The sequence below is a fragment of the Arthrobacter sp. CAN_A214 genome, from assembly GCF_015751955.1.
Classification (GTDB): Bacteria; Actinomycetota; Actinomycetes; order Actinomycetales; family Micrococcaceae; genus Arthrobacter_D.
In genome coordinates this window covers 1-2,074 of record NZ_JADOUU010000081.1, presented here as the reverse complement: position 1 = coordinate 2,074, position 2,074 = coordinate 1, and the positions used below count along the sequence as shown (strand labels likewise).

The window sequence follows — 2,074 nt, the reverse complement described above, 5'->3', positions numbered from 1 at the left end:
CCCTACGCCGCCGGCTTCACCCGCGGCAGCGCAGGGTTCGTGTTGACGACCGTGCACGTCCTGTGGGGCACCAGGGCCGCTGACCGGTTGCCGGAGATCACCGCGTTCGCCCAGTGGATGCACGCTTGGGCGAAACGCCCCGATGACTGGAACGAGAACCTCCTCGTCCTGGGAGACTTCAACCTCGACCGCATCGGTAACCCCCTCTACGAAGCGTTCATCTCCACCGGGCTCTGGCCACCGGCCGAACTCGAAGACGTCCCGCGCACCATCTTCGACAACGACAAAACCCGGCACTTCTACGACCAGATCGCCTGGTTCTCCGAACCCGACGGAACCACCATGCTCAAAACCCTCACCTACACCGGCAACGCCGGGCACATCGATTTCCTCCCCCACATCCTCACCGAACTCACCAAACAAGAAATATCCTGGCGGATCTCGGATCACTACCCACTCTGGACCGAATTCACCACCCACACACCCTGAACCCACACACCCTGAACCCACCCCTCCAACTGGGGGCTACAGCGTGACGCAGCATGAGGCATGCGTCATCTGGAATCTCCTACTGCCGCTGGTTCAAGGGACCACGATGCACCGTCAACAGACCGGGCAACTATTTGCGGTGTTCACAAGACCTTGCGCCAAACTGTCCTGGCGCCCGCATACCGGAATCGCCGGGGCACCGTTGCTCGGGATCGGGGTCAATCGCGCGGACGTGGACACCGGACCACCCAAAGGCATCAAGGCTCTATTCAAGCCGCTGTTCCAACCGATTCCCTAGCATTGCTCACCGGCGTTATTTTTTCTGTGGTCTTTCCTAAGCGCCAGCCCGACACCAGACCGTGATACTTATGCCCATACCCAGCCGCTACCCGATCAGCCGGGTTCTACTACCCACCGATGGAGTCACCCCATGGTCCGCAAGAAGAGCAAAACAACCCGCACCTCGAAAACTCAACGAGACGCTGCGGCAGCTCAAGATACGGAGCGCGCCCGGCAGACACAAGCCCGGCAATACCGGAGAGCAAAAATCGTCGGGGCAATTCTGCTCAGCGTCGCTGCGATCACAGCCACCGTGACGCTCATCCTCCTCGCCTGGTTCTTCTGATAAACAAACCAGATCAGTCAGCGGGGGAACTGCTCACTCGCACCGCACCCGGGCTCGAAGATAAGGAGTGGGCCTTCCACCCAGGAAGCCTTTGATTGAGCATCGATCGCCTCGTTTCGTCCAGCTTCCCAGTCCTCAACAAGGCGCGTTGCATGAATACCCAGACCGCAAGCACCCGTTCCTCGATCGGCTAATCCGGCCGGTAGAGCGGCATCGCGCCCTGCTCGGACACGAAGGCCGCCACTCCAGCGAACCGCCGGTACCAGTAATCCTGCCCTGGTGCCGCGCCTGTCCCTGCCACTCCCCCAGCCCAGTACAGAGCACCGGGAAGACCTGCTTCAAAAATCCTTCGACCGCGGAGCGGCGACGCAATCGCTGCTGAGCCGGTCCCCGGACCACCACAGGTTGCCGCCCACCATTCAGGTGGGCGGCAACCTGTGTACTCAGCGAATAGAAATTGATCCGTCAGCCCGGACGTCGCACCTTCTAAAACTCCCGTACCGCGGCAATGACGACCGAGGCTGGCTCAGTCAGCGTGGCCTGTTGGAGGACGCAGCGGATGCCTCGGTCTCCACGCTGCAGTGCACGACGTTGGGCGTCGGTCAGGCGCGAATCGTCGCCTACTCGGATCCGGACGCCGCGGCCGTGACGGTGCAACTGGGCTGAGCTGCGCCGTCGTTTAGGGAACGAACAGCATTACTGGGCGGTGTCCTCGCCGGCCCAGGCCTCTGCGTAGAACCGGGGGGAAAGCGAGTCCAGCAGTTCGGCATAGGGATCCGGCTCCATCGCCTGCGCTGAACTAGCAGGGACATTCGGGACGAAGGCGGACACGCCCAGCCCGGCCTCACCCTCCTTCAGGGTCAGGCCGGCGGCCTCCAGGATCGTGGGGTACATGTTCAGCTGGTCCACTCCGGGTCGCAGCGTGCTGGTCTTGTCCTGGCCCGGAATCCAGATCCGATT

General features: G+C 62.1%; 2 protein-coding genes and 2 pseudogenes. 3 read left to right on the top strand and 1 reads right to left on the bottom strand.

Annotation, left to right across the window (positions count from 1 at the left end):
* From IWX65_RS17475 to IWX65_RS17995, 3 genes and pseudogenes are all read left to right on the top strand, one after another.
* Positions 1-489, top strand: a pseudogene (locus IWX65_RS17475) (endonuclease/exonuclease/phosphatase family protein); the annotation flags it as partial.
* A 430-nt stretch (positions 490-919) separates the two neighbouring features.
* Positions 920-1,114 (top strand): hypothetical protein, encoded by a 195-nt coding sequence (locus IWX65_RS17470; RefSeq protein ID WP_196884822.1) that lies wholly within the window; start codon positions 920-922, stop codon positions 1,112-1,114.
* Between the two features lie 543 nt (positions 1,115-1,657).
* On the top strand, positions 1,658-1,780 hold the full coding sequence (locus tag IWX65_RS17995; RefSeq protein WP_334683986.1) for a hypothetical protein: 123 nt from the start codon (positions 1,658-1,660) through the stop codon (positions 1,778-1,780).
* Positions 1,781-1,810: 30 nt separating this feature from the next.
* Here IWX65_RS17995 and IWX65_RS17465 read toward each other — a convergent pair.
* Positions 1,811-2,074, bottom strand: a pseudogene (locus IWX65_RS17465) (LTA synthase family protein); the annotation flags it as partial.

Coding starts and splice junctions, on each gene's coding strand:
- IWX65_RS17470 (WP_196884822.1), top strand. CDS start 920: ATGGTCCGCAAGAAGAGCAAAACAACCCGCACCTCGAAAACTCAACGA.